The organism is Actinomadura rugatobispora, from assembly GCF_055379765.1.
The window spans coordinates 4759274-4782071 of sequence record NZ_AP029191.1 but is presented as its reverse complement, the minus strand read 5'-3'; the positions used below and the strand labels follow the sequence as shown (position 1 = coordinate 4782071).

At 69.5% G+C, this 22798-nt stretch carries 24 protein-coding genes and 2 tRNA genes; 12 read left to right on the top strand and 14 right to left on the bottom strand.

Translation table 11 applies throughout. From position 1 onward, the window contains the following. Window position 1: 1 nt before the first annotated feature. The 4 genes from ACZ466_RS21170 (at window position 2) to ACZ466_RS21155 (ending at window position 5024) form a co-directional block, all read left to right on the top strand. A complete protein-coding gene (locus ACZ466_RS21170; protein WP_378284507.1) occupies window positions 2-1762 on the top strand; it encodes a hypothetical protein in 1761 nt (586 codons plus the stop codon). A 478-nt stretch (window positions 1763-2240) separates the two neighbouring features. After that, window positions 2241-3557: a hypothetical protein gene (locus tag ACZ466_RS21165; RefSeq protein ID WP_378284508.1), complete on the top strand. Its 1317-nt coding sequence runs from the start codon at window positions 2241-2243 to the stop codon at window positions 3555-3557. Beyond that, on the top strand, window positions 3554-4510 hold the full coding sequence (locus ACZ466_RS21160) for a hypothetical protein (RefSeq protein ID WP_378284509.1): 957 nt from the start codon (window positions 3554-3556) through the stop codon (window positions 4508-4510). The genes ACZ466_RS21165 and ACZ466_RS21160 overlap by 4 nt, the downstream gene beginning before the upstream one ends. Before the next feature lie 370 nt (window positions 4511-4880). Further along, window positions 4881-5024: a hypothetical protein gene (locus ACZ466_RS21155; RefSeq protein ID WP_464043912.1), complete on the top strand. Its 144-nt coding sequence runs from the start codon at window positions 4881-4883 to the stop codon at window positions 5022-5024. 799 nt (window positions 5025-5823) lie between these two features. On the opposite strand, the gene ACZ466_RS21150 is transcribed toward ACZ466_RS21155, so the two are convergent. Continuing rightward, the gene (locus ACZ466_RS21150; protein WP_378284510.1) at window positions 5824-5967 is read right to left on the bottom strand and encodes a hypothetical protein; all 144 of its coding nucleotides are present in this window, start codon (window positions 5965-5967) and stop codon (window positions 5824-5826) included. 22 nt (window positions 5968-5989) lie between these two features. On the opposite strand from ACZ466_RS21150, the gene ACZ466_RS21145 reads away from it, so the two are divergent. Continuing rightward, window positions 5990-6178, top strand: a complete 189-nt coding sequence (locus ACZ466_RS21145; protein WP_378284511.1) for a hypothetical protein — start codon at window positions 5990-5992, stop codon at window positions 6176-6178. A gap of 131 nt (window positions 6179-6309) precedes the next feature. Here ACZ466_RS21145 and ACZ466_RS21140 read toward each other — a convergent pair whose 3' ends face one another. Beyond that, window positions 6310-7800, bottom strand: coding sequence for a carboxylesterase/lipase family protein (locus tag ACZ466_RS21140; protein ID WP_378284512.1), 1491 nt, complete (start codon window positions 7798-7800; stop codon window positions 6310-6312). 97 nt (window positions 7801-7897) lie between these two features. Here ACZ466_RS21140 and ACZ466_RS21135 point away from each other — a divergent pair, with 97 nt between their 5' ends. Together ACZ466_RS21135 and ACZ466_RS21130 are read left to right on the top strand one after the other, a co-directional pair. After that, window positions 7898-8497, top strand: a complete 600-nt coding sequence (locus ACZ466_RS21135) for a TetR/AcrR family transcriptional regulator (protein ID WP_378284513.1) — start codon at window positions 7898-7900, stop codon at window positions 8495-8497. Between the two features lie 306 nt (window positions 8498-8803). Further along, on the top strand, window positions 8804-9109 hold the full coding sequence (locus ACZ466_RS21130; protein ID WP_464044019.1) for a tyrosine-type recombinase/integrase: 306 nt from the start codon (window positions 8804-8806) through the stop codon (window positions 9107-9109). Here ACZ466_RS21130 and ACZ466_RS21125 read toward each other — a convergent pair. Continuing rightward, a tRNA-Ser gene (locus tag ACZ466_RS21125) sits at window positions 9088-9180 on the bottom strand. The genes ACZ466_RS21130 and ACZ466_RS21125 overlap by 22 nt on opposite strands. Before the next feature lie 255 nt (window positions 9181-9435). Between ACZ466_RS21125 and ACZ466_RS21120 the strand changes: the two genes are divergently transcribed. From ACZ466_RS21120 to ACZ466_RS21110, 3 genes are all read left to right on the top strand, one after another. Beyond that, window positions 9436-9508 (top strand) — tRNA-Arg (locus ACZ466_RS21120). Between the two features lie 280 nt (window positions 9509-9788). Then, window positions 9789-10085, top strand: a complete 297-nt coding sequence (locus ACZ466_RS21115) for a CPCC family cysteine-rich protein (RefSeq protein ID WP_464043911.1) — start codon at window positions 9789-9791, stop codon at window positions 10083-10085. Window positions 10086-10414: 329 nt separating this feature from the next. Further along, window positions 10415-10558: a hypothetical protein gene (locus tag ACZ466_RS21110; RefSeq protein WP_378284516.1), complete on the top strand. Its 144-nt coding sequence runs from the start codon at window positions 10415-10417 to the stop codon at window positions 10556-10558. Window positions 10559-10663: 105 nt separating this feature from the next. Here ACZ466_RS21110 and ACZ466_RS21105 read toward each other — a convergent pair whose 3' ends face one another. The 5 genes from ACZ466_RS21105 to ACZ466_RS21085 form a co-directional block, all read right to left on the bottom strand. Then, on the bottom strand, window positions 10664-11293 hold the full coding sequence (locus tag ACZ466_RS21105; protein WP_378284518.1) for a DedA family protein: 630 nt from the start codon (window positions 11291-11293) through the stop codon (window positions 10664-10666). A gap of 305 nt (window positions 11294-11598) precedes the next feature. Next, entirely contained in the window at window positions 11599-11946 is a 348-nt protein-coding gene (locus tag ACZ466_RS21100; protein ID WP_378284519.1) for a hypothetical protein, read from the bottom strand. After that, complete coding sequence (locus ACZ466_RS21095; protein WP_464043910.1) at window positions 11934-12221, bottom strand: hypothetical protein; 288 nt, start codon at window positions 12219-12221, stop codon at window positions 11934-11936. The genes ACZ466_RS21100 and ACZ466_RS21095 overlap by 13 nt, the downstream gene beginning before the upstream one ends. A 177-nt stretch (window positions 12222-12398) precedes the next feature. Next, window positions 12399-12671: a hypothetical protein gene (locus ACZ466_RS21090; protein WP_378284521.1), complete on the bottom strand. Its 273-nt coding sequence runs from the start codon at window positions 12669-12671 to the stop codon at window positions 12399-12401. A gap of 61 nt (window positions 12672-12732) precedes the next feature. Continuing rightward, window positions 12733-14823, bottom strand: a complete 2091-nt coding sequence (locus ACZ466_RS21085; RefSeq protein ID WP_378284522.1) for a nucleotide-binding protein — start codon at window positions 14821-14823, stop codon at window positions 12733-12735. A 186-nt stretch (window positions 14824-15009) separates the two neighbouring features. Between ACZ466_RS21085 and ACZ466_RS21080 the strand changes: the two genes are divergently transcribed. Then, on the top strand, window positions 15010-15966 hold the full coding sequence (locus ACZ466_RS21080; protein ID WP_378284523.1) for an NAD(P)H-quinone oxidoreductase: 957 nt from the start codon (window positions 15010-15012) through the stop codon (window positions 15964-15966). 20 nt (window positions 15967-15986) lie between these two features. Next, window positions 15987-16532, top strand: coding sequence for a bacterial proteasome activator family protein (locus ACZ466_RS21075; protein ID WP_378284576.1), 546 nt, complete (start codon window positions 15987-15989; stop codon window positions 16530-16532). A gap of 56 nt (window positions 16533-16588) precedes the next feature. On the opposite strand, the gene ACZ466_RS21070 is transcribed toward ACZ466_RS21075, so the two are convergent. From ACZ466_RS21070 to ACZ466_RS21045, 6 genes are all read right to left on the bottom strand, one after another. Beyond that, window positions 16589-17500, bottom strand: a complete 912-nt coding sequence (locus tag ACZ466_RS21070; protein ID WP_378284524.1) for an HAD family hydrolase — start codon at window positions 17498-17500, stop codon at window positions 16589-16591. Window positions 17501-17661: 161 nt separating this feature from the next. Further along, window positions 17662-18921, bottom strand: a complete 1260-nt coding sequence (gene serS / locus ACZ466_RS21065; protein WP_378284525.1) for a serine--tRNA ligase — start codon at window positions 18919-18921, stop codon at window positions 17662-17664. Window positions 18922-18990: 69 nt separating this feature from the next. Beyond that, complete coding sequence (locus tag ACZ466_RS21060) at window positions 18991-19794, bottom strand: class I SAM-dependent methyltransferase (RefSeq protein WP_378284526.1); 804 nt, start codon at window positions 19792-19794, stop codon at window positions 18991-18993. A gap of 33 nt (window positions 19795-19827) precedes the next feature. Continuing rightward, window positions 19828-20757 carry a prephenate dehydratase gene (gene pheA, locus ACZ466_RS21055; protein WP_378284527.1) on the bottom strand — a complete coding sequence of 310 codons (930 nt, stop codon included), beginning with the start codon at window positions 20755-20757 and terminating at the stop codon, window positions 19828-19830. A gap of 140 nt (window positions 20758-20897) precedes the next feature. Beyond that, complete coding sequence (locus ACZ466_RS21050) at window positions 20898-21350, bottom strand: DUF4446 family protein (RefSeq protein ID WP_378284577.1); 453 nt, start codon at window positions 21348-21350, stop codon at window positions 20898-20900. Further along, window positions 21350-22744 carry a glycosyltransferase 87 family protein gene (locus tag ACZ466_RS21045; RefSeq protein WP_378284528.1) on the bottom strand — a complete coding sequence of 465 codons (1395 nt, stop codon included), beginning with the start codon at window positions 22742-22744 and terminating at the stop codon, window positions 21350-21352. The genes ACZ466_RS21050 and ACZ466_RS21045 overlap by 1 nt, the downstream gene beginning before the upstream one ends. Window positions 22745-22798 lie beyond the last annotated feature (54 nt).

Below are 22798 nucleotides of genomic sequence, written 5' to 3'. Positions count from 1 at the left end.
GATGGAGCCGGCCGACCGACAAGGAGAAACCATGCAGGGCCCTTCGGACTCGAAGAAGATCTCCGATCCTGAGGAGAACGGCCAGAGCACTACCGCGCCCGACTCGGCAACGGTATCGACGGTCCTGGCGGAAATTCTCCCGGGAGTCGTCGCCGCCTCCGGCGATGTCCCGGAGGAACTCAAGCTCGAGCCGATCGACCTTGGGTTCGTGTCGGTCGCCGACCGCGAGCAGATCTCCACATTGCTCGCCTCGATCGGAAACGCGGCGACCGTGGGCGGCAACCTCGCGAACGCGTTCGCCGGCGTGGAGGGGCTCTACAGGATCACCGACGCGACACGGACCCTACTGAACGCCGGCGGAACGCTCGCCGCCAAGGACGGAGCGAACCTCGGAGCGATATTCGTCAACGGCAAGCTCACCGCCCAGGCTCGCTTCATCCCCGTGTCCAAGGTGAACGCGGCGAAGAACCTGGCCGCGATAGGACCGGCGCTGGCCATGGTCGCCCTGCAGATGCAGCTGAGTGAGGTCACGGGCCTTGTCAGGACAAACATCGCGCTGACGAGCCAGGTACTCACGACCATGAACCACGCCCAGTGGGCCACGCTGACGGGGCTCGTCGAAACCGTCGATGACGCATTCCGCGAGGCACAGGAGGTCAGAGCGGTCACCCAGCACGTGTGGGACACCGTCGCGACCAAGAAAGCGGAGTTGCGTACGGTGCGTGACCAGTACCAACGGAACATCAGCGGGCACATCCAGAAGATCAGACAGTGTGCCCCGCATGGCCGCCGTGAGTATCTCGAGACCAACGCCGCCGCCATCGTCTTCGACGCCCACGCCCTCCGGGCCTCCCTCGAAGCGCGGACCAAGTATCAGGTGCTCCGCGCAGCGAAGGTGAGCGCCGCCGGACGCGAAGACCCCGACGAGGCACGGCTCGTCGAGGTCATCGCACGCGACACCCGCGCGGAGCACGACTCCGCCCTGGCCGAGATGACGAGTCTCGTCCACTCGCTGACGCGGGAGCTGCGCATCATCGCCGAGCTGCCCGACCGCGCCACGATGCCGCTGGCCCGGAACCGGAGGGACTCGAAGGCCGCCCGCCTGACCTGCACCCAGCTTCTCAAGGCGATCCAGCCCCTTGCCGACGCTCTCCACCCACCGGTCCCTCCGCTCGAGTCTCCGGACGTCGTCTGCGCACCCGCATCGCTGGATCTCGATCCGTACCTTCGCATCCTGCGATGGTTCCTCGAGGACGGTGAGACCCTCCGTGTCCTCGGCTTCCCCGACCAGCTCGATGCCCTCGGTCCTTTCGGCGCGACCTCCGGCGGAGCGAAGGAGAAGGCGGCGGCAGCCAAGGACAAGGTGGCGGCGGCGATCGACAAGGCGGCCAAGAACCTGGTCGCCGTCACGGATCGCCGCATCATCACGGCCAGGACCAACGTATTCCGCAAGCAAGGCCAGCTCGGTCAGGACATCCCGATCGACCGAGTGCGCTACGTCCGAGCGCCCGCACAGGACGCGAACGGGCGCTCGGCGATCGATATCATCACGGCCGATGAGAACATCCGGTTGATCTTCCACGCCGACATCGACAACGCGCACGTGGACGCGCTCGCCGCCGTGCTCGCCGAGTCCATGACGATCCCGGCCGCGGAACGCGATGAGCTTCAACGACGCCGCCCCGCCGCCCTCGAGGCGGGCAAGAAGGGCGAGAACACTGCCACGAGTTCTACCGAGGCCGTCACCGGCGATGCCGAGTAGGAATCGAACCAAGAAAGGCGGCCGCCCGCACGCACCCATGGATGGTCGGTTACCCCAAACCGCATTAGCGATACCATTCCGGGCGGCTGGATGCGTAGAGTCACCGGACGGGCGGCCACCACATGTGGCGCTGGGGTATGACCCGGCGGCCGAAACCACCGCGCGGACGTACAGCGCCCGTCATCCCCCGCCAGGGGGAATGCTGACGGCGTCGCTCCGCGACCTGCCACCCTCGAAGGGACGGGGCAAAAACGTGTCGGCGTCGCGACTCCCCTTCTTCCAACCGGCTCCTGATCGGCTACCTTGCCAGGAACGGTATCGTCGACATCGGGCCACTTGACGAACGCCCCTTCACCACATAACGCCCCGGCGGCCCCGAAGACTTCTTCACCGAAGGGGAGGTAACACCCATTATGGACGTCCTGAACGTTGTCCGAACCACCGACGTGCCAGCACACGCGCAGGCAGGCTGACCGTCATGGGAATGCTCATCCCCGCCTCCGGTGAGGCGCTCAACAGGTACGACGGCATCTCGGTCGCGGTGATCCGGATGACAGACGAGATGCGTGAAAACCTTGTTCTGCATCGCACGTTCATCGAGCGGCCCACGTTCACGATCGCCGACACCGCCGGACTGACCTGGAAGCGCGATCGCCGCTATCTCGGCGTCTTCAAGACCGATGTGGACGATGAGTCCAGAGTCGTCGGCCTCGGCATCATGACCCCGTCCAAGATGGCGAGCGATTACACCCGAAGGATTCGGGTAGAGCAGTTCGATACTTTGCGGCGCCCGATCCCGGTCTCCCAGATCCGCGGCATGCTGGGCGATCGATATCGGGACGCCATCAACGACGGACCACCGACCGATGCGCGATCCAGGCGCCTGCTCGCCGTACTGGAGAGCCTGGACGAGTCCGTAGGCGTCCTCATGGGAAAGTTCGCCCCTGGACTGGCGGTTCCGGACTTGAGTGAGGCCGCTGCCGCGGTCCGATCCTTCGAGAAGGACGCCACCGCGACGCTGTTGGATGCCGTCCTGGGCGACCGGGGGGCCGTCCGCGGTGCCGGTCTCCTTCACGAGAGCGAACCGTTCGTCAAGGCCATGCCGGGAGACAACAACGTCAACCATGACTGGCTTCATTTCGCGGACTGGCCAGGGATCGGTGACGTCAGTCATGGTGTCCGCCGCTTCAGCGGGCCCGATGAGCAGGAACTCGTCGTCTGCAACATGACAAAGCGGCTGCCTGAAGAGGTCGACGGCGTCGACCTGCTCTATTACAACGAACTTCATGCCTGCTTTGTACTGGTGCAGTACAAACGCCTTGTCAAAGACGGCAGGCACTTCTACTACCCAGGCGAGAACGCACTCGATCAGCAATTGACTCGCCTGCGTGCGATCGATGACGAGTGTCCGCCCGGCGATGCGGTGGCCGACATCCGGCTGCACGCGCAGCCGTCCTTCTTCAAGTTCTGCGAACCGAGCCGGTTGAATCAGGATTCGATCGACATGTTGAAGGGCGTCTACCTCGCCCGCCCGCACTTCGAGAGGATCTTCGCTGGAGGGGAGGGGGTGCCTGGCGGCAGCCGCTACCGCCTCGGCAAGGGTGAGGTCCCGCGCCACCTGAACACCACCGCGTTCACGATGCTTCTCGCGCATGGATGGATCGGCAGCTGTGGCACCGGCTCCGATTTCGTTCGGGAGCAGGCGCGACTCAGTCTCAGCACACGCGGCAGCCTGGTTTTCGGCCTTCACCGCGGCCTACGTCCCCCGGGAAACAGTTCTACGGGTTGGGGGTGAACGGCAAAATGCGCCTCCTTCCCGCCCCGAACACTTTGCTTGGGTTCCGGTGTATTCAGGTTCTCGACTGGTTGAGCGACATGAGACTGGAGAAACCCAATGTATTCCCCGAAGTGCGGTTCTTCTTGGCCCACCTCGACCTCCCCGCAGACGTTGACGAGGGGGCGGCTCCCGAATGGCTTCCACATGTTCTTTCGACCCTCGGTTCCTCAGGGCTGGTCACACTTCACAAGGTTCTGGGTTCCTATTTGGACCACAGTCTCCAGCTCACCGACGAGGGCTTGCGTGACGTGGCCGAGCGTGCTGAGCGCAGGCGTGACCGTCCGGCACGGAGGGCGACGGCCCGGCAAGGCGTCCTGCGGTGGCTCGATGAGGTATCGACGGACGTGCACTGTGAGCCGGAGATCCAGACCATATTCAGCAGTCCGTGGAGCACCTACGAGGGCGAGTACTTTACCATTGGGGAAGTCGTGGACGCTTGTGCCTACCTCATCGAACAGGAATTGATAGGCAAGGACCCTTACAGGCTCACCGCGGCTGGAATCGACTGCGTCGACGACCATGGAGGCCATGTGTCCGAGTACTTCGAGGACAAGAAGCCGCGTTCGAGCTTCACCACTCATTTCCACCAGCAGGTGGGAAACCTCCAGCTGGCGCAAGGTAACGGCGATGTCCAGCAGAACCAGCGCGTCGAGGGAATGAGCGGTACCGATCTGGCGCTGCTCGCTCAAGCGTTGCGCGAAGCCGCCCCGGTTCTGGGGCTGCCCGAGGCCAAGCAGGCCGAACTCGCGCATGTCGCGACGCAGATGGAAGAGGCAGCGGAAAGCGACGACCTTCCGCAGAGCCGCGTGCAGCAGCTCATGGACTGGAGCCGAACCATCCTGACGGATGCATCGCAATCCGCATTGGCTCAGGTTCTGATCGCCATCACGGGAGGCGTGGCCGGCGGTTGATGACAGCCGCTTGGCCTTGCGCCTTCCTAAGCTCCGTCTGCTCGGGTCGAGGAGCGTGCTCATATCTGACGTCGACCACGGTGGTGGTAGCACCCGCGTGCCATAAGCGGCTATCCCTCTCGGTCGGCGCCATGGGCGTTCCCGTCCTCGAGGCGTACGGAGTCGAGGGCGACAAACCCAGTGAACTGATCCGGCGCCTCCTTGAGGTTCGGGCGTACTCGACGAGAGCGCCGAAGGTCGCAGAGCCCCCACGCCGCAAAACAGACGAGATCCATCTCCCACCTCGCATCAGGGGAAGGTGGGTGAAGCCGCTCGTCTGGACGATCGAACGCGTCGAGCGACGCAGGAAACTGGGAAGGTGCCAGGCCCGGTGATGGTCTGGACCCCGCCCAGACGGGAGCCCCTCGACTTCATCGTGGATGAACAGCTGTATGCCCTCTTCCCTCTGGTCGCCTTCCGTGGGCTGCGTCGCGCCGAGGCCGCGGGGCCGGCCTGGGCGGACACCGATCTGTAGCGTGCGGGCACGCTGACCGCCCGCGAGACGAGTCCTGTTTCCAGGAGCCGGGACGACGAGTACGACGACACCAAATCCGAGGCCGGCGAGCGCATCGCGGCGCTGGGCGAGGCGACCATCTCGGTTCTGCTGGACTGGTGGCGAGACAAGCGCACTCCGCCGACGTCCCGTCCACACCAGGCGCGGGACAGCGGACGTCTGGAACGCGACAGGGACTCCGTCCGAGATTGAGATCTTGGACGAAGTCCCTGGTCAGGTGGCGGAGGATCGGGGATTTGAACCCCGGATGGGCGGTAAACCCAAACCGCATTGGCAGAGCGCCCTGACCCGTCCACTGGGGGTGGCCGCGTACCACAAAGTCCACTCAAAACCGGACACGCGGCCACCCCATCCATCAAGATCCAAAGCCCTCCCATGCAGTTTGGCCACACCATGGCCACACCACAGAGCCTTCCGACAGCCTCGGCCGTGCCCGGAGGGCTCAGATACGTGATCACTCTCCGTGCGAGTCGTTCTACTGTCAGTCGGTCGGAGCGCGCCCGATGTGACAGTAAGAGGGGCACGCCAACCCAGTCGTGACGATGGTGCCGATCAGCGGCAGGAGAGTGTGTTCGCCAACTCATCGTTCTCGGGGAACCTGTGCAGTGATCTGCACGGACAGCGCCGCGATCAGCCCAATGTTCACTCCCTTTGTGAGCGCAGGCTCCGCCATAACCCCTCGTACCAGCTCGACCAACTCGGTGATGAGTCACACTTCGAGGCGTACTGAGGGGCGCGTCCTGACCCCGGTCGGCAAGCATCACAAGGGCTTCGCCGCGTCGAGGCCACCGCCGACCATCCGCTCAGAAAGGCGGCTCGTCCGAGCTACTCGCGCCCACGGATCGATCGCCTTGGGCAGCGCCGCCTCCGGCAACGGCAGGTTGGTCACCACGTAGAGGTTCAATATGTCATCCCGATCCATAAACATGGACGGGCTCGTGGTGCTCTTCCCCGCCCACGTCATCCGCTACTGGGCACGGCCGGACATCGCCTACCTGCCGGTCACCGATCTGGAGCCGCTGCCGTACGCGCTGGTGTGGCGGAGGGAGGCGCAGAGCGAGCCCATCCGGGCCCTGGCCGGGATCATCCGAGGCCGGGGCTCTCTCGGCTCTTGATGTCGTCCGTCACCCTCGGGTGGGATCTGATGCCAAGCGGGCCGGGTGTTGCCTGGCTGTACGCCAATTCGCGCTGTCCCTGATGGGCAGGTGAGTGGCGGCGTCGTAGTCGTAGGAGCCGACCCGGACAATTACGAGAGATCGAAGGGGGCGGGGGAGTGGCCTTCCCAGATCTGGCGGGATGCCTGTTCGGGGTAGGGCAGAGTCTTCGACTCGGTGTCCAGGACGCGGGTGAGGTGCCCGCCGGGCCGGTGGGCGGACCAACCCGCGTCGCCGGTGGTGACGAAGCGGACCCATGCCTCCTGGAGTTCGCGGGAGAGCGCGACGGCCTCGGGAGTGGGCTCCTCGCCGATGAGCTGGGTGCCGACGGGGCTGTCCAGCGTGCCGAACGCCAGGGGCACGTCGAGGCTGTGGCAGGCGCCCAGGATGCCGCCGAGGGCCGGGGCGACCCAGCACAGTTCGAACAGGTACGAGGTGCCGCCGGCTGCGGCGTTCGCCTCGGCCAGCTTCTGTGACGGCATGCGGAAGAGGGCGTCGGAGTACACCGTCTCCACCAGCTCCTCCGGGCCTGCCTGCGGGAACGCGGCACGGTAGGCCCGCGCGCCGTCCGGCTGCGGGGCGTGCAGGTCCAGGGCTGCGTGGGCGTCCTCCTCGGTGAAGGTGCCGTGCCGTCCGCTCATGACGCTGAAGTACCGGAATTCGTCCCGGGTGTGGCCGACGAGCAGTTCGGTCCCGCTCGCGCGCGCGCCGGTCAGCGCGGGCCAGGGCGTTTCCGGGAGGACCTCGCCGTCGACGACAGGGCACAGCGCGGTGCCGGTCTCCGTGAGGCGTCCCCAGCTCTCCCGGTGCGCGTGGAGGCCGGCGTTGAAGGAGGTGAGCTCGGCGGCCAGGTGCCATGGGTCGATGTCGCGCAGGGCCTCGGCGGTGGGGGCCGCCGCGCCGAGCCGGTCCGCGAACGCGGCGGTGACCTGCCGTGCCAGCGCGGGGGTGCTGTGCAGCCCCGGCACCGAATGGGCGATGGCCCGCCGGAACAGGCCGCGCGCGGACTTCATCGTCAGCAGGGCGGCGACCGAGCCCGCCCCGGCGGACACTCCGCCCACGGTGACCCGGCCGGGGTCGCCTCCGAAGGCGGCGATGTTGCGCTGCACCCACTCCAGCGCCGCGATCTGGTCGAGGAATCCGCGGTTGGGCGGCACGTCGTCGAGGAACGCGAATCCCTCCGCGCCCACGCGGCAGTTGATGGTCACCACGACGACTCCCGCCTCGGCCAGCGCTGCCGGGTCGTACATCGGGTCGCTCGACGCCGCCGAGAGGTAGCCGCCCACGGGGATCCACACCAGCACCGGCAGTCCCGCCGCGCCGGGATCCGGAGTGCCGACGTTGAGCGTCAGCCAGTCGGTGCCCTGCGGGGGCACGTCGATCGGCAGGGACAGCGGCACCACGGGGCCGAACTCGACCGCCTGCCTCGTCCCCTCCCAGCGGTGCGGCGGCGCGGGCGCGGCGAAGCGGAGCGCTCCGACCGGGGGCTGGGCGTAGGGGATGCCGCGGAACACCGCGTGCCCCTGCCGCCGGCGGCCCTGCACCACGCCTTCCGTGGTCCGCACCCTTGGCTGTTCGGACATGACGATTCCTTCCCTCGAGTGGACCCCAGGATTATGGGTCAGGTGTATTATGTCAACTGTATTGGAAAAGTCCCGGAGGACGAGGGAGGGGCCGGCGATGCCGAAACAGGTGGATCACCGCGGACGCCGCGAAGCGATCGCCCGCGCACTGTGGCGGGTGGTGGAGCAGCGCGGCGTCACACAGCTGACGATGCGCGTGGTGGCGCAGGAAGCGGGCATGTCACTCGGGCAGCTGCAGCACTACTTCGCCTCCCGGACCGCCATGCTCTCCTTCGCCATGGACTTCGCGTCCGAGCAGACCTCGGTGCGCGTACACCAGGGGCTCGAAAAGCTCGGTGACCGTCCGCACCCCCGTGACGTGCTGCGACTGACGCTCGCGGAAATGCTCCCCCTGCATGCCGACGCCCGCGCGACCAGCCGGATGAGCGCCGCCTACGTCCTGGAGGCGCTGCACGACGAGGCCGTGCGCGAGCAGGCGCGCCGCGGCCTCGTCCAAGGGCGGGCCCTCGTCGAGCAGTTGGTCCGCCAGGCGATCGCCGACGGGCACATCGACTCCGGCCGCGACCCGGCGACCGAGACCAACCTGCTCCTCGCCCTCACCGGCTTCACCTCACTGATCGAACTCGACGTGATCGAGCCCCAGGACGCGCTCGCCGCGATCGACGTGCATCTGGACCGGCTGTTCAGGAGTACGTGACCTGCCCCGGACACGGGGGCAGGTGGGGACAAGATCAGCCCTAGTCCGGCCGCTCCCCGGCCTGGTGCCATCTGACCGGCCACCTCTACCTCGGCACCGCGCCCGGCAACGACCGTCCCATTTACGCCCTGAGCGTCCAGGCCGACGCCCGCCGTACCGAGCCCCATGCACCGTGGCGGTCAACGGTTCGGCCTTGCGCCCCGAGTGGATCTCGCAGCGCTTCGACGTCCTGATCGAGCGTTACAACACGATCCGACGGCGCCACCTCGATGAGGGGTGGCCCGTTGAGCAGATAGCGCGGTCACGATCTACGGCGGCCCGCTCCTGCCGATCAGGTTCCACGACCTGCGCCACGGCGCGGCGACGCTGAGCCTGCTCGGCAAGGTCGACATGAAGGTGATCAGCGCAACGCTCGGTCACTCCCGGTCCTCGTTCACCGCGGACACCTACACCTCGGTCCTGCCTGAGGTGGCCAGGGCCGAGGCGGTGGCCGCCGTGGTGCCGCTGCGACGCGATGGCCACACCATGGCCACACCAGACACCGAAAACGCCCCCGCCGAGATCATCTCACTCGGCGGGGGCGCTGGTAGTGGCGGAGGATCGGGGATTTGAACCCCGGATGGGCGGTAAACCCAAACCGCATTAGCAGTGCGGCGCCATAGACCGGACTAGGCGAATCCTCCAGAAGCCATCAGGCTCACGACAGGTTACCGGTCCGCAGCCCAACCAGCAAAGTCCGAACCCGCCTCACCGGCAGCCTACCTCCGGAGCCCCTCACAGGGTGTGCTCCGCTGCCTGGCTCGCCACGGCCGTGATCGTTCCGCCGCCCTCCGCGGGCCCGGGCACCCCCTCCGGTGCCCTACACTGGTGGACGTTGCCGAACGCGGGAAGCTGCTAGACTCCCGTCCGGCATCAAGCCATGGCACGACCAAGGCCCAGCAGCCGTAGCTCAATGGATAGAGCATCTGACTACGGATCAGAAGGTTGGGGGTTCGAATCCCTCCGGCTGCGCATCACATCAAAGGCCACTCTCCATGATGGAGAGTGGCCTTTTGAATGCGCCTTAGGAGCCACGGGCCCGTCAGGGGCCGAAAAGCGGCTACGCCGCACGCCCAAGCGCGTCATGGGGCTGCGCACCGCGCGTCTACATGCGAAGCAGTGACGGCAACACCAGCAGACACGAACGAAGGTGATCAGCGCTCAGCAGCACGGCCGCGCCAGATGATGACCTCGGAGCGGGTCGAACTGATAAAGATGCGGCCTGACGGTTGAGGTCTCACGCACGGTTAGCATGCGAGCCATGGTCGACAATGTGTCCCGGCCGCCACGTGGTGAGCCCTACGCATGCCCTTGTTGTGGCTTCCTCACGCTTGAACGGCGGGGATGGTACGAGATCTGTCCCGTGTGCTGCTGGGAGGACGTTGGCCAGGATGACCACAACGCCGACGAGTACCAGGGCGGCCCCAACCATGTCACCCTCACCGAGGCGCGACGGAACTTTGCCACTCTCGGAGTCAGTGACCCTCGCCGTCTTCCTCATGGGCGAGACCCGTATCCGCACGAACGCCCGCTCGGTAAGAAGGAGTAACAAGCAGGCCAGCGGATCGACTGGTCAGGGGCTTGATCCAAGCGGTGGTCTCCCGGCTCTGGTAGTCGCGTTGGGAGCCACGCGAACAAACGATCTTGAATCGCGGCGGACTGATCCGGACGGGTCTAAGGTCGGCGGACCAGCGTGCGGACTGATCTGAACGGGGTCGTTGATCTGGGAATCTACGGACCAGAAGGTTGGGGGTTCGGATCCCTCCGGCTGCGCACCACTGAAGCTGCCCGGATGGGTACAGCGATGGCGCGGATCCACGCCGTGACGGTGGTGCACTGGTCGGCGAAGAGCCGGTGCAGGGACCGCAGGGAGATGTGGTGGACGGCGGCGATCGCGGCCAGGGACAGTTCCGGGTTGCCCAGGTCGATGTGGGCCTGAGCCGGATGGATGCGGATCTGGAGAAGAAGGTCAATCTCGCCGTGTACTGGGCACGGCAGCGCGTTGACGTCCCTCGGGGGTGAAGAGGCACGCGGTGACCAGCCTGCGGTTCTTCTTGGACGCCGACGGCATCGAGCGCCCGGCGTAACGTGCAGGTGTTTCCCTGCTCGTCGATGGGCCTCGTTGCCTCAGTCCGGTCTGCCTCGTCGTGTGCAAGCGCGGCGACGGTGGTGGCGTAGGGCCCAGATGGTCAGGAGCGCGAGAACCACGATGGCCACCGCGATGTCGACGCCGTGGCCGACCAGGCTCTCGACCCGCGTGTAGGTGGCGCCGGCGAAGTAGCCCAGGAGGGTGAACGCCACCCCCCAGAGCAGCCCGCCCAGCGCGTTGAACGGCAGGAAACGGCGATAGGGCATGTGCGAGAGGCCGGCCAGTGCGGGCATGACCGCTCGGAAGAAGGCCACGAACCGCCCCAGGAACACCGCCACTGGACCGCGCCGCCGTATCAGCTCCCGGGCCGCTTGGACGCGGTCGGCGTGGCGGCGCAAGAGCGCGGCGTCCAGAATGCTCGGCCCGAGGCGACGCCCCACCTCATAGCCCACGCTGTCCCCGACGATGGCGGCGGCCACCACGACCACCGCCAGCAGGGTGACATCGACCCTGCCCTGGTGGGCGAGAAATCCCGCGACGACGACGGAAGTCTCGGCGGGCAGGACGAATCCAAAGAACAGGGAGTCCTCGGCGAAGACCAGCGCGGCGACGATCAGGTAGATCAGAGGGCCGGGCAGACCACCGATCCAGTCGGTGATGAAACGCATGACCCCCCTTTCTCCCGTAGTGCTTCCGGGCTTGCCGCCATCCACGGGGAAGGCCCCGCTTCCAGACTGCCCCCGGATCGACGAGATGACGCGTGAGAACACCCGCCGCTCCTGCCTTATCCCGCCGTTCCCGGACCGGAACTCGACGTACGCGACCGGCCCGGCCCCCTCTGGCCGCGGTGGAAGCCCACCTTGCCCACGACGCGGCTCGGCTCGACCGGGTGGTGCCGTTGTGGGGCGGCCAACGTAGTCGGCCAGGGTGGCGGAGATGACGTGGCGGCGGGCGGCGTAGCCGTACAGCCCGGTCATGGAGGACAGTTGCCGGTGCCGATCTGGTCGCGGTAGGCCACCAGGGATCGCCGACCGCTCACCGCGGCACGGCGTGGGGAAGCGGTGGGATTCACCATCGAGGTCGGCGATTCTTCGTTATTCGTGCCGATGGCGGCTCGCAGGTCGATGTCTTGAGAAAGGTGCGGGTCAGCGGGGAGACAACGGGCACCAGCAATGTTTGCTGGATCGTCGCGGACGAGATCAAAGTCGTCTGAGTGGCTCGGGTTGTGCTCCTCAACGACTCTGTGTCCTGGCTGGCTCTTCGAAGGCCGCTTTCCGTGATGGAAGGTGGCCTTTTGAACGCTCGGGGTCAGGGTTTCCATTCGGTTGGGCGTATCCAGGTTTCTTGGTCGCCCGGGCGTACTCTGGCGGCGTCGCCGACCTCCAGCTTGGCCAGGACGCCGAAGACGAGGGCGAGCACGGTGGATCGGTTCGCCGCTGGATCGATGTCGACGTCGAGGTTCGAGCGGTTGAGGCCGGTTCCGGCGCCGGTGACCTCGCCGAGACCTCGCAGGGCCTCGTTGAGGTCGTCCTCGACGTCGTCACGGTCGATGTTCGTCGGGAGTGGCCGGTCGAAGACGATTTCGATGAAATCCACGTTCGGTGTGCCGATTCTTGGGACTGTCGCGGGTGAACCGCGCCTGGTCATTGTCGGTGGAGGGTGGAGATGTTCGAGGGGGCTCGCCCGGGGGCGGGTTCACCAGCGCGGTCCTGGCCGCCGTGTAGGCGCCGGCGCCCTTGGCGCGGAGCTCGTTGTGCTCTGCGAAGGCCGGAGTCAGGTGTCGGGGCGGTGGGTGGCGCTGATCTCGGACAGGGCCGTTCGCCAGTGCAGGTGGGATCGTTCCTGGGCCAGGGCGGCGTGCTGGTTGCAGAACCACTCGGTGTTCTCGGGGTGGCCTACCCAGCCGCTGCGGTCACGGGCCTGGTGGGCGGTCTTCTCTTCGTGCGTTAGTTCGAAGGTGACGAGGGTGAAGACCGACCACAGGTCCTGGTCGTCGTCGATATCGCGCAGGCTCAGGCCGCAGACGAAGCAGTGGGGTGGTCGCATGGGCGCCATTGTGCTGCGGAACGGCCGGTTCTTGTAGACCGTTCCGCGGCACCTGGTGGTTCTAATGCTCGCGCTGCTGGTCCAGGCCGTCGCCCACCACGGCGGCCAGGGTCAGGTACGCCTCGCGGGTCGGTGGAGCCAGGGCCTCCAGTTCCACCTCGGCGCCCTCTTCCAGGTGGTCGTCGTACGGGACGCGCACGACGGCCCGGCAGCGGCTCTCGAAGTGGGCCTGGAGCTTGTCGAGGTCGACCTGGCTGCGGGTGCGGTTGCGGACCATCGACAGCACCACGACGCCGTTCCGCACCAGGTGGCCGTGGTCGTGGGCCTCCAGCCAGTCGAGGGTGGCGCTGGCGGAACGGGCGCCGTCGACCGACGGGGAGCTGACCAGGACGAGCTGGTCGGCCAGGCTCAGCACGCCGGCCATCGCCGAGTGCAGCAGTCCGGTGCCGCAGTCGGTGATGCAGATCGAGTAGTACTGCTCCAGGATGACGGCGACCGCGGCGTAGTCCTCGGCGCTGAACGCCTCGCTGACGGCGGGGTCGCGGTCGGAGGCCAGGACCTCCAGCCGGGCGCCGTTCTGGGACGTGAACGCGCGCACGTCGGCGTACCGGTGGATCGTGTCGCGGTTGTTGAGCAGGTCCCGTACGGTCGCGGCCGTCTCCAGCTTGACCTTGTCGGACAGGGTGCCGCGGTCGGGGTTGGCGTCCACCGCGATGACGCGGTCGCCGCGCAGCGAGGCCAGCATCGAGCCGAGACCGGTCGTGGTGGTGGTCTTGCCGACGCCGCCCTTCAGGGACATGACGGCGACGCGGTGGTGGCCGCCGCCGACCTGCTGCCGGGCGCGGGCCACCAGGTCCTTGCGGCGCAGCTCGCCCTGGGACTCGCCTGGGTGGACGTTGCCTGCGGTGGCCTTGTAGACGGCGCGGCGCCAACCGGACGACGGCGCGATGCGGCGTTCGCCGAGGAGGTTCTCAGAGCTGAGGCTTTCGGCGGTCTGCGGTTGGGGCGGGTAGCCCTGGCCTTGGTCCGGCGGGATCTGGCCCGGGACCTGTTGCGGAGGCCCCTGGGGGTAAGCGCCCGGAGGCTGCTGCGGCGGGCCGGGGACGTAACCCTCCGCGGGGGGCATCGGCTGCGGCGGAGGGCCGTACCCGTGCGGGGGTGGGCCGTAGCCGGGCGGCGGCGGGGGCGGGAAGCCCATCGGTGAGCCCTCGGCGGGCTGCGGCGGCGCGGGCGGGGCCTCGGGCGGGCCGAACGGGGGCAGTTGGTCCAGAGGTGGGGCGCCCGGAGGGTTGTTCGGCGGGTGGGGCTGCTCGAACGGCTGCGCGCCGCCCTCGGCCGGGGGCGGCGGAGGGGCCTGGAAGGGCGGCTGCGGGGGGCCTTCGAAGGCGGGAGGCTGCGGCTGCGGCTCACCGAACGGGGGCTGCGGCGGTTGGGCACCCTGGTACGGCGGGTGCTGCGGGCCGCCCTGGGCGGGGTCGGGCTGGAAGCCCTGCCCCGGTTCGGGCTGCTGGAACCCCGGCGCGTACGGCGGGGGAAGCATGCCGCCGTCGAACGGCTGCGGCATCGGGCCGCCGTCGTACGGCTGCGGTGGGGCGCCCTGACCCTGGACCTGCTCGAACGGCGGGGGGCCCGGGTACGGCGGGGGGCTGAAGTCGTTGTACGCGGGCGGGAAGCCGGGCGGCATCGGGCCCCCGGGTGCTTCGGCCGGCGAAGCGGGCGGGGGCGACGGTGGGTTCGGCGGAGGGAAGCCGCCCTCTGGCGGGGGCGGGAAGCCGGCCTCTGGGGGTGGTGGGAAGGCTTCCTGGCCGGGTGGAGGGGTGTTGCCCTCCTGGAAGGGCGGTGGCGGAGCGGGCGTCCACGGGTTGGCGTCCTGCTCGCCCGAGGGCGGCCCCCCGGGCAGGCCGGGGAAGGGCGTACCGGCGGCGGGGGAGGGATCGCCCGTGTCGGGGGCGTTGTCCTTCGGGGCGGCCTCGGGGCCGGCGGTGGCGGCCTTCGGCGGCTCGGCGTCACCGGGTTGCTCCGCGGGCGGTGACGGGGGTTCGGCGGCGGGCGCGGGCGGGACAGCGGACGGCCCGGTGGCCTCGCTGCTCATCGCGTCCAGAGACGCCAGACGCTCCTCCAGGGAACGTCCGTCGTGATCGTTCCTTGCCACCGTCTCTCCCCTCGGCCACGCCTCTAAAGTTCGGTTCAGGAGCGGGTAGGCATTGGCCCATCGGCAGGATACCTGTGCACCAATACCACGCATCCCGCCGCTGGGGCCACGCACCCCCGTACGCCCAGGGCAGAGGGGACTCAACCGGGGCGTACTCCCGCACCACGGCCCGGTAGCGTGACCGTTATGCATGCGATCGTTATTCGTGAGCCGGGCGGCCCGGAGGTCCTGGAGTGGACCGAGGTGCCCGACCCTGAGCCCGCGCCGGGCGAGGTTCTGCTGGACGTCGCGGCGAGCGCGGTCAACCGGGCGGACGTCATGCAGCGGATCGGCGTGTACGACCCCCCGCCCGGGGCGTCCCCGTACCCTGGCCTGGAGGTTTCCGGCAGGATCGCCGCGCTCGGCGAGGGCGTGACCGGATGGCGGGTCGGTGACGAGGTGTGCGCGCTGCTGTCCGGCGGCGGGTATGCCGAACGGGTGGCGGTGCCCGCGGAGCAGTTGCTCCCCGTCCCGGACGGCGTCGGCCTGGTCGAGGCTGCCGGGCTGCCCGAGGTGGTGTGCACGGTGTGGTCGAACGTCTTCACGCTGGCCGGCCTGGAGGCGGGCGAGACTTTCCTCGTGCACGGTGGCGGCAGTGGCATCGGGACGATGGCGATCCAGCTGGCGAAGGCGCACGGTGCGCGGGTGCTGTGCACGGTGGGCAGCGCGGAGAAGGCGGCCGCCTGCCGGGAGCTGGGTGCGGACGCGGCGATCAACTACCGCGAGGAGGACTTCGTCGAGAGCGGCCCGTACGACGTCGTCCTGGACAACATGGGCGCCAAGTACCTGGACCGGAACGTGCGGTCCCTGGCGACCGGCGGGCGGCTCATGGTGATCGGCCTCCAGGGCGGCACGCGGGCGGAGCTCGATCTGAACGCGCTGCTGCGCAAGCGCGCCGCGGTGCACGCGACCTCGCTGCGGGCCCGCCCGGCGGACGAGAAGGCCGCGATCGTGGCGTCCGTGCGCGAGCACGTCTGGCCGCTGCTGGCGGCCGGGAAGGTGCGGCCGGTGATCGACCGCACGCTGCCCATGGCGGAGGCGGCGTTGGCGCACCGGGTTCTGGAGGACAGTGGCCACATCGGCAAGATTCTGCTGAGCGTGTGAGACGGGAGACCCGAGACATGATGAACGAGCCGTCGAAGAACGAGTCGGAGCAGGAACCGCAGATCCTCGTGGTCGGCCCGAACGGGATCGCGATCGAGGGCGGCGGGGACGGCGGCTCCGGCGAGAAGTCGGTCACCGACATGGTCGAGCAGCCCGCCAAGGTGATGCGGATCGGCAGCATGATCCGGCAGCTGCTCGACGAGGTGAAGGCGGCGCCGCTGGACGAGGCGTCCCGGGCCCGGCTGCGGGAGATCCACCAGTCGTCGATCAAGGAGCTGGAGGACGGTCTCGCGCCGGAGCTGATCGACGAGCTGGAGCGGCTCTCGCTGCCGTTCATCGAGGGCCAGGTGCCCAGCGAGGCGGAGCTGCGGATCGCCCAGGCGCAGCTGGTGGGCTGGCTGGAGGGGCTGTTCCACGGCATCCAGACCACGCTGTTCGCGCAGCAGATGGCGGCGCGGGCGCAGCTGGAGCAGATGCGCCGCGCCCTGCCGGCCGGCATGGTTCCGCCGGCGGCCGACGACGAGCAGCCGGGCAGCCGCCGCCACTCTTCCGGCCCCTACCTGTAACCCCGCGGCGTCCGTGTCCGGTCCGTTCCACGGGCCGGGTGCGGGCGTTTCGCCTTTCAGGCGGGGAAGAAGGCTTCCAGGACTTGGGCGACGCCGTCGTCGTTGTTGCTCGCCGTCCTGTACGTGACGGTGGCCAGGACGTCCGGGTGGGCGTTGGCGACGCCGTACGAGGTGCCCGCCCAGGTGAGCATCGGCAGGTCGTTGGGCATGTCGCCGAACGCGACGACCTCGGCCGAGGTGATGCCCTGCCCGTTGCAGAACTCGGCCAGCGCGCTGGCCTTGGTGATGCCCTGGGCGCTCATCTCCAGCAGCCCGCGCCCGGACGAGTGCGTGACCGTGACCAGGTCGCCGACGGCCTTGACGGCCTCCTGGGCGAGCGAGTCGGGGTCGGCGCCGGGGTGGAAGGCCAGCAGTTTGGTGCCGCCCTGGCTGACGAGGGTCTCGTCGTCGACGGGACGGCCGCCGAGCGCCTCGGCGTCCCAGCGGCCGAGGTTGTAGCGGGCCTCGAACACGAACCCGCTGGGGTACTCGACGGCGAAGCGCAGCTCGGGCAGGGCGCCGCGGAGCCGCTCCACGACCTGCGCGATCACGTCCGGTTCGATCATGTGGGAGTTCAGCACCCGCTCGGTGTGCAGGTCGTAGAGCACGGCGCCGTTGGCGCAGATGGCCACGCCCCGGTGGCCGACCGCGGTGGCGATCTCGCGCATCCAGCGCGGGGGACGTCCGGTGACCATGACGACGGCGGCGCCGGCGCGTTCGACGCGGGCCAGGGCGTCGACGGTCCGGGACGAGACGGTGCCGTCCGAGCGCACGATCGTCCCGTCGAGGTCGGTGGCGACCAGGCGGGGCGTGAAGCCCGGCAGCGTGTACGGGACCGTCGGCTTGGTGTCGGCCAGGGGTGTGTGGTCGTGCGAAGGGCGGGGCGTGTCCGAATCAGCGTTCGCCGGGCGTGGCGTGAAGTCAGACATGTCACCTTCCAGTCCGGCCGCACCCGGGTCCTCCCCCGCCCCGCCGGCAGGGTCGGCGGGGTACGACGGCGGCTGGAACACACCATAGGCGATGTCTCATCCCCGTCCGCCACAGAGATCCCCGGGGCCGTCCTCGGCGGCCCCGGGGGTTCCGTGCGCGGTCAGCGCTTGACCGGCTCCAGGACCTCCTGGCCCAGGTACTTCTGCAGGGCCTTCGGGACGCGGACGGAGCCGTCGGCCTGCTGGTGGTTCTCCAGGATGGCGACGATCCAGCGGGTGGTGGCCAGGGTGCCGTTGAGCGTGGCGACGGGCTGGTTCTTCCCGGCGTCGTCCCGGTACCGCACGGCCAGGCGGCGGGCCTGGAACTCGGTGCAGTTGGACGTCGAGGTCACCTCGCGGTAGGCGTTCTGCGTCGGCACCCACGCCTCGCAGTCGAACTTGCGGGCCGCGCTGGCGCCCAGGTCGCCGGCCGCCACGTCGATGATCCGGTACGGCAGCTCGACCTTGGCCAGCATCTCCTTCTCCCACTCCAGGAGCCGCAGGTGCTCGGTGTGGGAGTCGGCGGGGTCGCAGTAGGAGAACATCTCGACCTTGTCGAACTGGTGCACCCGGATGATCCCGCGGGTGTCCTTGCCGTACGAGCCGGCCTCCCGCCGGAAGCAGGACGACCAGGCCACGTACCGCCGCGGCAGGGCGGAGATGATCTCGTTCATGTGGTACGCGGCGAGCGGTACCTCGGACGTCCCCACCAGGTAGAGGTCGTCGGCCGGGAGCTGGTAGACCTCGGCGGCGTGCGCCCCGAGGAACCCGGTGCCCTCCATCGCCTCCGGCTTGACCAGCACCGGCGGGTACATCGGCGTGAAGCCGCTCTCGACCGCCTGCTCCATGGCGAGGTTGAGGAGCGCGAGCTGCAGCCGCGCGCCGACCCCGGTCAGGTAGAAGAACCGGGCGCCGGACACCTTGGCGCCGCGTTCCATGTCGATGGCGCCGAGGCTCTCGCCGAGTTCCAGGTGGTCCTTGGGCTCGAAGTCGAACGCGGGCGGTTCGCCGATGTGCTCGAGGACGATGTAGTCCTGCTCGCCGCCGGGCGGGGCGCCCTCCTCGATGAGGTTGGGGACGCCCTTGATCAGCGTGTCGAGTTCGCCGCCGAGCCGGTCGGCGTCCGCCTCGGCCTGCTTGACCTGCTGGGCGAGCTCCTTGGCGCGGCCCAGCAGCGCCTGCCGCTCGTCGCCCTGCGCCTTGGACACCGACTTGCCGAAACTCTTCTGCTCCGCGCGCAGCCGCTCGAACGACGACAGCGCCGCTCGCCGCCGCTCGTCCAGGTCGAGCAGCGTGTCGACGACGGTGTCATCCTCGCCGCGGGCGCGCTGGGACGCGCGCAGCCGCTCGGGATCCTCTCGAAGAGCTCGCAGGTCAATCACAGACCCGAGGCTACCGCCGAGAGGCCCCCCGCCGCGCCCGAGTATCCGCCTTCCCGGCCCGGCCCGAGGTCAGCGGGTCGCGTGGGCGAGCAGGGCGTGGGCGGGGAGGGAGACCTGGCCGTCCGCCACGGCGTAGCGGGTCATGATCTCGTCGTAGGCGGCCTTGATCCGCGTGATGGTGGCGGTGTCCTGGCGGGTGACGATCACGCCGTTGCTGCCGACTCTGGACATCGCCCCCGTCTCCCACCACTCCTGCGGGTCGGTGCGGTGGTGCCAGGTGACGGTCTCGGCGCGGGCGTCGGCGAATCCGGCGGCGCGGACGAGGCGTTCGAACGCGGCGCGCTCCCCGTGCTCCATGAACGGCGTGACCGGGATGTCGTCCGGCCAGGGCACGCCGACCCGGTCGACCGCTTCCCGGACGATCCCGAGCGCGCCGCTGCCGGGCATCTCCCAGCAGGTCAGCGCCAGCCGCCCGCCGGGCCGCAGGACGCGCCGCAGCCCGGCCAGCACCGCCGCCGGGTCGCCCACGTGGTTGATCACGAAGTTGCCGGTGACGGCGTCGAACGAGGCGTCGCCGAACGGCAGGTCCGGCAGGACGGCCACGGTCACGTCCAGGCCGGGGACGTTCCGCGCGGCCGTCTCGGCCATCTGGGGGTCGGCGTCGACGGCGGACACCTTCGCGCCCCGCCGGACGGCCTCCGCGGGGACGACGCCGGGCCCGGTGCCCACGTCCAGGAGTGCGGTTCCGGGGCCGACCTTGGCCGCGTCCAGCAGCAGGCCCGCGGTGTGGGCGGTCAGGCGGGCGAAGCCGCGGTCGTACGCCGGTGCCCGCCCGGTCCACAGCTCCCGCTCGTACTCATCGAACGTCGTCACCCGGGCAGCGTACGCCCGCGGGCCCCGGCCGGGTCAGGGATGCGGCTGGCCGGAGCGGACGGACTCCAGCCAGGCGGCGGCCTCGGTGAAGTCGGTGTCGTGGGTGCCGCGGCGGATCTCGGGGCGGACGCGGTCGGCCCGCGGGTAGGAGCCCAGGAAGCGGACGTCCGCGCACACCCGGCGCAGGCCCATCATGGCCTCTCCGACGCGGGCGTCGGTGACGTGGCCCTCGAAGTCCATCCAGAACAGGTAGGAGCCGAGCCCCGCCCCGGTCGGCCGGGACTGGATGAGGGTCAGGTTGATGCCCCGCATCGCGAACTCGTTGAGGATCTCCAGCAGCGCGCCCGGGTGGTCCTCGCCGATGAACGCGACGACCGTGGTGCGGTCGGTGCCCGTGGGGTGCGGCGGCGGGCAGGGGCGGCGGACCGTCACGAACCGGGTGACGGCGTCGGCGATGTCGTGGATGTCCTCGGCCAGGGTCGACAGGCCGTAGCGGGCGGCGGCGAACGACCCGGCCAGCGCGGCGTCGTAGTGGCCGTCGGCGACGTGCTGCGCGGCCTCGGCGTTGGAGGTGGCGGCGCGCCACTCGGCGTCGGGGACGTGCTCGCCGAGCCAGCGGCGGCACTGCGGCTGCGCGTGCGGGTGGGACGCGACGGTCTTGATGTCGGCGAACGACGTCCCGGGCCGGACCAGCAGGGCGAACGAGACGGGCAGGTGCACCTCGCCGACGATCTGCACCGGCTCGCCGGTGGCCAGTTCGTCCAGCGTGGTGGGGACCGAGCCCTCGACGGAGTTCTCCAGCGCGACCACGGCCGCGTCGACCTCGCCGCGGCGCAGGGCGTCCAGCGCGGCGGGCACGGTGGCGAACGGCAGGTGCTCCGCGCTGTAGGCGTCCGGCACGGAGCGCAGCGCGGCCTCCGTGAACGTGCCCTGGGGCCCGAGATAGGCGTATCGCTGTGGCATGTGAGGTCTACTCCTCCGCCCCGGCGCGCGGCGGCGCGGGCGGGTGTGAGGCAGGAACGGCGTCGAGTGGTCCGAGTTTACGGTGCGTGGCGGCCCCGCACATCACGCCACCCCGCCAAGGGCGGCTCCGGCCCCGGCGGTCAGGCGGTGGCGGGGTGGGTGCGGTTGCCGAAGTCGGGGAGCGGGTCGTCCATCGACACGACCGGGCCCTTGCCGAGCCGGGCCGCGCGCAGCGCCTGGTTCTCCTCGGGCGAGAGCGAGTCGATCGGGTGCCCCTCCCGGACCGCCTTGGCGTACGTGCGGGTCTCGGTGCGGCCGTTGATCGAGCTGATCACCACCCCGTCGCCGTTGGCGTTCAGCACGGCGAGGGAGAAGGACCGGTGGCCCGACATCTCCTTGAGGGCGTCGTAGTGCACGATGGCGAGATCGCGCAGCGCCTGGTCGTCGGCGTTCCCGCCGGTGACCTGCAGCTGGCGTCTGAGGAGTTCCGAGCACTCCTCGACGACCTGGTTCACCCGATTGTGGGCCATCACCGCGATGGTCAGACCGGCCACCCCGGAGACCAATCCGACGACGGCCACCGCGACAAGCATCACAGGGGGAGAGTATCCATCCCGGCCGGTCGGCGCGAAGCATCTTCCCCATCTGGTACCCGCGTGACCAGCCGGTTGACCAGCCACCGGCCCAGCAGCAGGACGAGGGCCACCGCCGCCAGACCGTAGGCGTCCTGCACGATCTTGCCCGGAATCTTGGTGAGCGGCCCCTGCTGGAGACTGATCAGCTTGGCCCCCCACCAGGGCAGGGGGAACAGGAACCAGACCCACACGACAGCCGCGACCAGGCGTCTGCGGGTGTCGCGCCCGTCTCCCAGCAGGGCGCCCAGAACCGGGACGAGCCACACGAGGTGGTGGATCCAGCCGACCGGGGACAGCAGCACCGAGAGCAGGCCGACGATCGCGACCGCGGCCAGCCGCAGGCTGCGGGCGTCGGCGGCGCGGTCGCCGGCGGCGCGCGGGTTCTCGGCGAGCACCGTGTCGGCGAGCAGAGTGTCGGCGAGCAGCGTGGTGCGCCGCGCCATCCGGAACCCGATGTACGCCATGGCCGCGACCAGGACCAGCCACAGCAGCGTGCCGGCCGGGCCGGGCAGGTAGAGGCGGGCGACCATGCCGTTGATGGCCTGGTTGGTGGTGCCGTTGACGGCGCCGGTGCGGTCGCCGCCCTCCAGCAGCGCCCCGAACCAGAAGTCGGACGAGTCGCTCGGGAGCACCGCGAACGCCGCCAGCGAGGCCGCCGCGGCGGTGAGGACGGCGTTGCCCAGCGCCTGGCGCCGCCCGGTGACCAGGAAGTAGATGAGGAACACCCCGGGCACCAGCTTGATCGCGACGGCCAGCCCGACCAGCATGCCGCGCGGCCAGCGGGGGCGCTCGGTCAGGCAGTCGGCCATGCACAGCGCCATCAGCATCACCCCGACCTGCCCGAACCGGGCCTGGTCGAACACCGGCATCAGCCACGCGGTGGCGCCGATCAGCAGGCCCGCCGTGACCGGCGCCCAGCGTCCGGTGCGCCTGATCAGGTCGCGGAACGCGTACCCGACCACGACCGCGAGCGCCGCGTACAGCAGCGCCATCCACAGCCACTGCGCCGCCTTCCACGAGATCACCGTGAACGGCACGGCCAGCAGCGAGGCGAACGGCGGGTAGGTGAACGGCAGCAGCTGCGGCGGCTGCGTGAGCACCTCGTACAGCGGGGCCCCGCGCAGGACGGCGCGCCCGCCGTCCCGGTAGACCTCCAGGTCGACCATGCGCTGGTCGGGCGGGTTGTTCAGCCACCACGCCAGGATCGGGGCGACGAGGGCCGCCGCGACGGCGATCCCGGCCGCGAGGAATGCCAGATCCGGGCCCGACCGCCTCCGCCGGCCCGCCGCCGGAACCGTCCGCGGGGACCCGGCCCGTCCGGCGTCACCGCGGACCTCGTTGCCTGCACCCATGGCCCCCATCCTGGCGCACGTCCCCGGCCGCCACGGCCGCGCGGCCCTCGTGTC

Bases quoted from the DNA above. Each gene is read 5' to 3' on its own strand.
- ACZ466_RS21170 (WP_378284507.1), top strand. From the start codon at position 2: ATGGAGCCGGCCGACCGACAAGGAGAAACCATGCAGGGCCCTTCGGAC.
- ACZ466_RS21165 (WP_378284508.1), top strand. From the start codon at position 2,241: ATGGGAATGCTCATCCCCGCCTCCGGTGAGGCGCTCAACAGGTACGAC.
- ACZ466_RS21145 (WP_378284511.1), top strand. From the start codon at position 5,990: ATGGACGGGCTCGTGGTGCTCTTCCCCGCCCACGTCATCCGCTACTGG.
- ACZ466_RS21140 (WP_378284512.1), bottom strand. From the start codon at position 7,800: ATGTCCGAACAGCCAAGGGTGCGGACCACGGAAGGCGTGGTGCAGGGC.
- ACZ466_RS21135 (WP_378284513.1), top strand. From the start codon at position 7,898: ATGCCGAAACAGGTGGATCACCGCGGACGCCGCGAAGCGATCGCCCGC.
- ACZ466_RS21115 (WP_464043911.1), top strand. From the start codon at position 9,789: ATGCGAGCCATGGTCGACAATGTGTCCCGGCCGCCACGTGGTGAGCCC.
- ACZ466_RS21105 (WP_378284518.1), bottom strand. From the start codon at position 11,293: ATGCGTTTCATCACCGACTGGATCGGTGGTCTGCCCGGCCCTCTGATC.
- ACZ466_RS21100 (WP_378284519.1), bottom strand. From the start codon at position 11,946: ATGGAAACCCTGACCCCGAGCGTTCAAAAGGCCACCTTCCATCACGGA.
- ACZ466_RS21090 (WP_378284521.1), bottom strand. From the start codon at position 12,671: ATGCGACCACCCCACTGCTTCGTCTGCGGCCTGAGCCTGCGCGATATC.
- ACZ466_RS21080 (WP_378284523.1), top strand. From the start codon at position 15,010: ATGCATGCGATCGTTATTCGTGAGCCGGGCGGCCCGGAGGTCCTGGAG.
- ACZ466_RS21075 (WP_378284576.1), top strand. From the start codon at position 15,987: ATGAACGAGCCGTCGAAGAACGAGTCGGAGCAGGAACCGCAGATCCTC.
- ACZ466_RS21070 (WP_378284524.1), bottom strand. From the start codon at position 17,500: ATGTCTGACTTCACGCCACGCCCGGCGAACGCTGATTCGGACACGCCC.
- pheA (WP_378284527.1), bottom strand. From the start codon at position 20,757: ATGCCACAGCGATACGCCTATCTCGGGCCCCAGGGCACGTTCACGGAG.
- ACZ466_RS21050 (WP_378284577.1), bottom strand. From the start codon at position 21,350: ATGCTTGTCGCGGTGGCCGTCGTCGGATTGGTCTCCGGGGTGGCCGGT.
- ACZ466_RS21045 (WP_378284528.1), bottom strand. From the start codon at position 22,744: ATGGGTGCAGGCAACGAGGTCCGCGGTGACGCCGGACGGGCCGGGTCC.